At 64.5% G+C, this 7,696-nt stretch carries 7 protein-coding genes and 1 pseudogene; 7 read left to right on the top strand and 1 reads right to left on the bottom strand.

Annotated elements, in window-relative coordinates:
* The coding region (locus tag AB0N03_RS49170; RefSeq protein WP_364387884.1) for an integrase core domain-containing protein at positions 1-171 on the top strand (171 nt) is incomplete at its 5' end.
* Between the two features lie 269 nt (positions 172-440).
* On the opposite strand, the gene AB0N03_RS49165 is transcribed toward AB0N03_RS49170, so the two are convergent.
* Complete coding sequence (locus tag AB0N03_RS49165) at positions 441-1,400, bottom strand: hypothetical protein (RefSeq protein WP_364387880.1); 960 nt, start codon at positions 1,398-1,400, stop codon at positions 441-443.
* 80 nt (positions 1,401-1,480) lie between these two features.
* On the opposite strand from AB0N03_RS49165, the gene AB0N03_RS49160 reads away from it, so the two are divergent.
* From AB0N03_RS49160 to AB0N03_RS49135, 6 genes and pseudogenes are all read left to right on the top strand, one after another.
* Positions 1,481-3,136, top strand: a complete 1,656-nt coding sequence (locus AB0N03_RS49160; protein ID WP_364387878.1) for an NB-ARC domain-containing protein — start codon at positions 1,481-1,483, stop codon at positions 3,134-3,136.
* A pseudogene (locus AB0N03_RS49155) lies at positions 3,066-3,332 on the top strand (tetratricopeptide repeat protein); the annotation flags it as partial. The gene AB0N03_RS49160 and the pseudogene AB0N03_RS49155, both read left to right, overlap by 71 nt.
* 18 nt (positions 3,333-3,350) lie before the next feature.
* Entirely contained in the window at positions 3,351-3,791 is a 441-nt protein-coding gene (locus tag AB0N03_RS49150) for a tetratricopeptide repeat protein (protein ID WP_364387882.1), read from the top strand.
* 524 nt (positions 3,792-4,315) lie between these two features.
* On the top strand, positions 4,316-5,251 hold the full coding sequence (locus AB0N03_RS49145; RefSeq protein ID WP_364387876.1) for a hypothetical protein: 936 nt from the start codon (positions 4,316-4,318) through the stop codon (positions 5,249-5,251).
* A 532-nt stretch (positions 5,252-5,783) separates the two neighbouring features.
* Positions 5,784-6,170, top strand: a complete 387-nt coding sequence (locus AB0N03_RS49140) for a hypothetical protein (protein ID WP_364387874.1) — start codon at positions 5,784-5,786, stop codon at positions 6,168-6,170.
* Between the two features lie 534 nt (positions 6,171-6,704).
* Positions 6,705-7,574: a hypothetical protein gene (locus AB0N03_RS49135; protein ID WP_364387872.1), complete on the top strand. Its 870-nt coding sequence runs from the start codon at positions 6,705-6,707 to the stop codon at positions 7,572-7,574.
* Positions 7,575-7,696 lie beyond the last annotated feature (122 nt).

The following is a 7,696-nucleotide window of genomic DNA, read 5'->3' as shown; positions in this document are numbered from 1 at the left end:
CGCACTCTGCTCGACGAATGGGCCTACAACCAGCCCTATCGCACCGAGACCGAACGCCGCGACGCCTTTCCGGGCTGGCTGCACACCTACAATCAGCATCGCGGCCACACCGCACTCGCTGGCAAACCACCCGCCAGCCGCGTCCCCAACCTCACGGGTCAATACATCTAGTCGACGATAGCTGCCAGACGACCGTGCACACCCTAAGGTCACCGTGTCGGAGGCAAACGTTTGCCTCGGCAACTCAGGTATCGCCTCAGGGATCCACCTCGACGACGAGATCCTCGACGCGGCGGTGATCACTTGCAGCTCGGGGTTCACGTTGCAGGTGTGCGCGGTCCGCAATATCGGCTTGTTCGACACTGGCCCCGGCACGGTCAAACAACCGGCCAACCAACCGACTAGTCACCCGGGGCCAGAGGAGACGCGACCGACACGAGTCATACCAGCATGTTCTGTTCGACGGGAGTCGTGCTGACCGAGTAGACAGACAGCTGGTTCCGGCTGATTGCCACGGCGTGGCCGGCGTGCGGTTCGAAGGGACCCACAACGCCGCCGAAGGTCGCGTTGAACAGGGCTCGTTGCGCGCTGTCGACTTCACCGAAGACGACCAGGTCCACGGCTTCCACGAGCGGGAGATCATGGGGCACCAGGTTGTCCAGCACAGTTAGGTGGGCCTGGTAAGCGCCCAGCGGCGCGGTGACGGCCTGGTCACCGACGATCAGATGCGGCCGGCTCGGGCCGCCGGACCGCACCACCGGGGCCCCGGGCGGGAGCAGCTCGAAAGGGCCCGGCCAGAGCTGCGGGTAAGCCGTCCGCACGGTGACCGCCGCGCCGGCGGCGACGGCGCGCAGGGCGATCAGTCTCGCCAAACCGTGCCCGAGCACGACACCGGTCGTCGGCCGGGTTTGGAACAGCCGCGCCGGCACCGGGGTGCCGTGGCGGACGTCCCAGCCGAGCAGCAGTCCGGCTCCGCCGCACCAGGGCTGCTCGGCCGTCAGCGCGTGGGCGGGGCCGACCCGGGTCCAGCCGGCGGCGGCGCGTCGGCCGAGGGCTGCGCCGACGGGGAAGGTGACCGCGGCGGCGGGGAGGTGTTTGCCGTCCAGCGGGTCGAGCCGACCGCCGAGCCGGGTGACCTCGGCGGCCGCGCTTGCTCGGGCGCGCGCCGAGGTGGACTTGTTCGGGGCCGCGAGGCGGAGCACCTGTTCCGAGACGAGTTCGCCGCCCGTGGCGGCCACGGCGACGCCGACGGTCGCAGCAGTGACGGGAAGCAGGCAGAGGCGGCCCAGGATGTGGCCACCGCCTGCCGGGTCCTGCCAGGTGAAGCACGACTGGGTGGTCTGCCCGACGTCGAACGAGCCCAACCCGCGCCGCACGAGCGCGGTGCCGGCGGGAAGCATCCCGTCGTCGAGGTGCCACCATTTGGGTCAGCATGTCGGCTCCTGCGGTCCGATAGAAGCGAGGTAGAGATACTGGATCGGTGAGGCACCGCCCCGAGATGCCGCCGGACGGCGGCACAGCCAACCGCGTGGCCGGTGACGTGTCTGGGAACGTGGTCCAAGCCGGTGTCATCAACGGCAACGTGCATTTCCACCACCCCCGACCTGCGGTGTCCCTGCCGCACCGGGCCGGGATTCCCCCGCAGCAGGCAGCGGCCTTCCAGGATCGATCGGGGACAGCCCGCCTGCTGGGGCAGGCGTTGCAGAGCGGGAACGTCGCGGTGCTGACCGGTCATCCGCGGGTGCACACCGGTGTGGTGTCGGGGCTGGGCGGTGTCGGCAAGACGCAGGTCGCGCTGGACTACGCCGAGCGGCTGTGGACCGCCGGCGAAGTCGATGTGTGGGTGTGGGTGACGGCGGGATCGCGGGAGGCGATCGTGTCCAGCTACGCCCGCCTGGCCACCGACCTGACCGGTGTCGAGGACACCGACCCCGAGCACGGCGCACAACGGCTCCTGGAATGGCTAGCCGCCACCCCCGCGCGGTGGCTGATCGTGCTCGATGACGTGCAGAACCCCGCCGACCTGCGCGGCCTGTGGCCACCAGCCGCGCCGGCCGGGCAGGTGGTGGTGACCACCAGGCGCCGGGACGCCTCACTCCGCGGACACGGCCGTTGCCTGGTCGAGGTCGACGTATTCACCCCAGCTGAGGCCGAGGCGTACCTGCGTGCCGCGCTGGCCGACCAGCCCCACCTGGCAGAGGGCGCGGCCGAGCTGGCGACTGAACTGGGGTGCCTGCCGTTGGCTGTGGCGCAGGCCGCCGCTTACATGCTGGACCGCGCCCTGCCCTGCACCGACTACCGCGCGCGGTGGACCAGCTGCCGGCGAAGCCTGGCCTTGCTGCTGCCCGAGCCCGACGGGCTGCCCGACGAGCACCACGCGACCGTGGCCACGACATGGTCATTGTCGGTCGAGCAGGCCAACCGGCTCGAACCGGCGGGGATCGCGGGGGCGTTGCTGGAGGTGGCCAGTATGCTGGACCCCAACGGCATCCCCGCCGCGCTGTTCACCACCCCCACGGTCACCGACCTGCTCTCCAGCCACACGGGACGCGAGGTCGACGCCGAGCAGGCCCACGATGGGTTGGGATGTCTGCACCGGCTGAACCTGATCACCCTGGACCCGAGCTCGGATACTCGGACGGTGCAGGTGCACGCGTTGGTGCAGCGCGCCACCCGAGACGCCTTAACCGCGCCACAGCTTCGCGCGCTGGCGGGCGCGGCGGCGGATGCGCTGCTGGGCATCTGGCCGGACACCGAACGCGACACCACGCTGGGGCAGGTGCTGGGTGCCAACACCGATGCACTGACCGAAACAGCAGGCGAGCACCTATGGGAACCCGACGGGCATACCGTGTTGTTCCGTGCCGGGACCAGCCTTGGCAACAGAGGGCTGTTTGCTGAGGCCAGGAACCACTTTCTCCGACTCCACGCCACTGCCACAGAGCAGCTTGGCTCGGACCACCCCGACACCTTGACTGCCCGCCACTACCTCGCCCGCTGGCGCGGTGAAGCAGGTGATCCGGCCGGCGCCGTAGCCGCCCCTCGAGCTGCTACTCACCGACGCAGTGCGGGTACTCGGCCCAGACCACCCCCACACCCTGATAACCCGCAACGACCTCGCCTCCTGGCGCGGTGAAGCAGGTGATCCGGCCAGCGCCGTAGCCGCCCTCGAGCAGCTACTCACCGACACAATCCGAGTACTGGGCCCAGACCACCCCCACACCTTCGCCACCCGCTACAACCTCGCCCGCTGGCGAGGTGAAGCAGGTGATCCGGCCAGCGCCGTAGCCGCCTTCGAGCAGCTACTCACCGACCGATTGCGGGTGCAGGGCCCAGACCACCCCACCACCTTGATCACCCGTAGCGACCTCGCCCTCTGGCGCGGTGAAGCAGGTGATCCGGACGGCGCCGTAGCCGCCCTGGAGCAGATACTCACCGACGAAGTGCAAGTACTGGGCCCAGACCACCCCACCACCTTGATCACCCGCTACAACCTCGCCTCATGGCGCGGTGAAGCAGGTGATCTGGCCGGCGCCGTAGCCGCGTCCGAGCAGCTACTCACCGACGAAGTGCAAGTACTGGGCCCAGACCACCCCACCACCTTGATCACCCGCAGCGACCTCGCCCGCTGGCGCGGTGAAGCAGGTGATCCGGCCAGCGCCGTAGCCGCCTTCGAGCAGCTACTCACCGACACAATCCGAGTACTGGGCCCAGACCACCCCCACACCCTGATCACCCGCAACAACCTCGCCCTCTGGCGAGATCAACTATCTGAGAGACCGCCCTCATAAGCAATGAGGTCGATCGCTTGCCTCCGTTCCCGCTGAGGAGAACATCCGCTGCTGCCTCCGACCGGTCGTCCAGCGGACCCACGCTCATGCGGTGAGCGGACGTTCAGCCCACCGGTGGTCCGGTCCGTATCGACCGCACGGTGGCGATTTCAGATCGATGGCGCCCCGTCGAGGTTCGAGCGGATCGTCCTCGGGTAGTCGGGACCCAGTACCCGCTCCTGATCAGCGTGGCTGCTCTCGTACAGCGGGAACACCCGCCAAACCTCCCACCGCCTGGTAGCCGTAGGCCAGGTTGTGCCGCGAGGTCAGCCGATGCCGAGCATGGACTTCGCCGTGGTCCAGTCACTCAGCATCGCCGTCTGCGCCGCAGACAGGGTGACCTGGTGGGCGCACACGGCCTTCTTCACCGCTGCTGCTCGGACTGTCGGCGCACAAAGTCCTCGACAGCTTTAGCCTGCGGGGAGTGCGGCGCGGGCGAGTGCCGACTCCACCGACTTCGGCTGCCTGCGCATACAGTTGACTCTATGCAGGTCGTCACCGATCGCCGCTTGCGGAACGCCATCGCGGAGCACCTCAGAGACGGGATGACGAGGCGGAAGATTGAGGACTTCTTCGAGGACCTGGGCCTGGCCCCTTGGCCGAACGAGTGGGTGGCCTACACCAAGGTGGACTTCGCGTCGTCGGTACTGGAAAACCAGACTCTTGTCGAGCTGGCGGACGTCGCGCGCCGTGTGGCGGACGAGATAGAAGCGCCGGAACTTCTAGCCCTGGTGGACCGTCTCGGCCCCCACGGTGTGGCGGGCGACCTCAAGAACCTGATCTTCGCTGCTGACGGCCCAAAGCCCAAGATCGTGTTCCGAGACGCCATCAACAACGATATCGACCTCGTCGAAAACGAACAATATTGCCTGGTATACAACCGTCCGCTGGAACCGACCGGACTGACCTGGAGACAACTCACAGCATGGTGGGCTGAGCAGCAGGGAATGGCTGGTGCAGCCGAGACGGATGTCTCCCGCAGCCTGTACCGTCGCATGGACCGCTCACTGGGCGACAACGACGCCGAACGTCGGATCTTGCGAACCTACGCTGATCGCTATGTCAAGCAGGGCCCGGACATCCCCGCCTTGATCCCTCAGGTCTATCTCCACTATGACCCGTATACCAAACGACAGGGTGCAGCAGCCCTGACCCGCCAGCGCATGGACTTCCTGTTGCTGCTGCCCAACCGCACACGAGTTGTGATCGAATGCGACGGCGTTCAGCACTACGCGAACGACGATGGCAGCGCCAGCCCTCAGCGCTACGCCGAAATGGTCGCCGAGGACCGCGACCTTCGACTGCGCGGCTACGAGGTGTACCGCTTCGGAGGCCGCGAACTACAGAACCCGGAACGTGCAATCGGTACACTCAGTAACTTCTTCGACTCCCTAGCCGAGCGACACTCAGGCACGAACTGAAACGGCGATCCGTCCGGAGCAGACCGAGCCCCCTTCACTCGATGACGGCCCTCAGTCGTCTACGCACTGGACGATCAGCAACGCCGCCGATGTCGCCAAAGACGATCATCCCCATGACTTCAACGCCTCGCAGCGGACAGCCGGCCGACAACTCCCGACCACTACGACTCCTCCACGCTGGCGATCCGAGCTGCACGCTCGGTCACGCATATGCGTCAATATCCTTGAAACTGGAGGCTTTTCCGCTCCGCTGCCGCGACGTGTCCGCGGAGTGGCGTTGATCACGGCCGCCGTTCAAGTTCGCGATGAGCCCGCGGGCAGCCGCACGTGGTTTCAAGTTCCTGATCGCGCTGGCGGTGCCGATCACGTAGGCCAAGGTGTTAGCCGTAGCAGTGCCATCAGAATGAAGCCAAACCTAGACACAGCCGGCAGTGCCACCTCGCCGAAGACTGTTGAAAAACCTGCTCGGCGCACTGCGTCGAAACCCTTGCGTCTGCTCGTTGCCCTGGGGTGTCATGAAAAGGTGTCGAAAGTGCGGAGAACCAGCACGCCCACCGCGGTCCGCGACATCGCGTCAGCACTCGGTGCGCCCGACGCGGCAGAAAAGCTCGAGTCCGCGTTCTTACAAGACCCGCTGGATCACGTCCGCGACGTGCTGCGACTCGCGGAGCGCCGCAACCGCCTGCTGGCCGCGCTCAACGTCCTGCCCGCCCGGGAACCGGCCCTGAGCTCCCCGGGACCTCCCGGAAACGACGGAGGCCAATGTGTCAAATATGAGGCGACGAGCATCGATTTGGATCTCTCCATCTATGATCTTTCTGGCAGTGGCCGGCTGCGGAGCTCCAGTTGTCGGCATACCCGGAGTACCTCCGCAGCCGGAAGGTGGTGGACAAACCGCCACGCCAATATCCTCGCCTAATGGTGGAACATCCACCCCGCTGTCGCCAGGCGGGACCACCACGGTCACCACATCGCCGGCACATAGCGGCGGAACGACCACCACGCCGGGGTCGAGTGATAGCCACCCAGGCAGCGGCCTTGGGTCACCGATACATATTCCTATTCCGTCCGACAATCTCACCGGTAATGATTATTCATTTGGCAAACCTCGCCTCGAACACAACATTCGCACGGCCTGCGGTAATAACGAACTTTGCGTGACCGTGGAGATGAAGGTCGACAATGACTCCTCCAATGATAACCGTGAGCCATGCGAGGATGTCAGTGGAGTGGAAGGCTATCAGTACGCCGAGCACAGCTCGGATAAATACGTAGAGGTCAAGCGAGGCGGAAAGGTTTATGTTATCGTGAATGTCGCATGCGGAAAAGTCTCGCCGACTTCGTCGACACAACCCGCCCCCAGTCGATGACCGACAAATATTCGGGCACATTGCGGCCCACAGGACCAGACCTACTAAAGGTACTTGAGTCAGTGGTGGCACCAGGAGCGGCGGTGACGGCACTGTTGTACTATTTCGGACTCTTGCACGCCTACTGGTTCCTGCAGACATTCGGCGTTGAGTACACCGTCATGGATTTCACCACATATGACTACCTGATTCGCAGCGCAGATGGACTCTTTGTTCCACTAGCCGTCGTTGCCAGCCTCGCTTTAGTGGCTCTGTGGTCGCATCCTGTGCTGACTGTGCGAATAGCGTCTCAACGAAGGGAAGTCATACGGAAGATTGCATCGCGCATTGGCCTGGCCGCCGGAGGAGTACTCCTAATCATTGCAATCAGCGGGATTTTGGAACCTTATTTCTGGACGGCCTTTACCGCACTCCCCGGACTCGCTTTGTCTTTCGGCATTCTCACCATTAGGGCGTCGATTCGAACACTCCAAGGAATTCGACGTGGCAACACTGGGCGCATCCGACGAAACAAGCGATCGAGTCATTTTCAGCCCACCAAGATTGATGGTCAATTGTCCCAGCGATCAAACTTCTGCGAGTGGGCATCTGTCTTTCTATTGGTAAACATCGGCCTCTTTTGGGCAGTTGCCAACTACTCGGCGGCAGTGGGCAGCGGGCGAGGACGCGACCTTGTTTCTGCGTTACCTTATTGGCCTGACGTAGCGATATACAGCGAGCGAGATCTTAGCTTGCCGACATCGGACACACTGGAGACTATATGCGGCGACAGCGACTCCGCGTATCGATACCGTTACGACGGACTTAAGTTAATCCTTCAATCTGGCAGTCAATACCTTTTTCTTCCGACTAGCTGGGCTGCCAGTCGTGGCGCAGCGATTGTCCTTCCAAAAACCGACAGCATTCGACTAGACTTCACGAAGGCGGCGTTGACTCATAGAGGAAACTGTTAGATTCGTCCAGCATTGTCGCGAGGGCAGATAATTAACACACTCTCATTCCGTTGACAGGGCTCCCCTCCAGGCGCGGACCACTTGCCGACGCACCCGAAGCCGCATCCCGCGGTGAACAAGAC

Origin of the sequence: Amycolatopsis sp. NPDC051061, assembly GCF_040682935.1 — a bacterium.
In the GTDB taxonomy this organism is placed as follows: domain Bacteria; phylum Actinomycetota; class Actinomycetes; order Mycobacteriales; family Pseudonocardiaceae; genus Amycolatopsis.
This window is presented reverse-complemented; position numbering and strand designations above follow the sequence as displayed.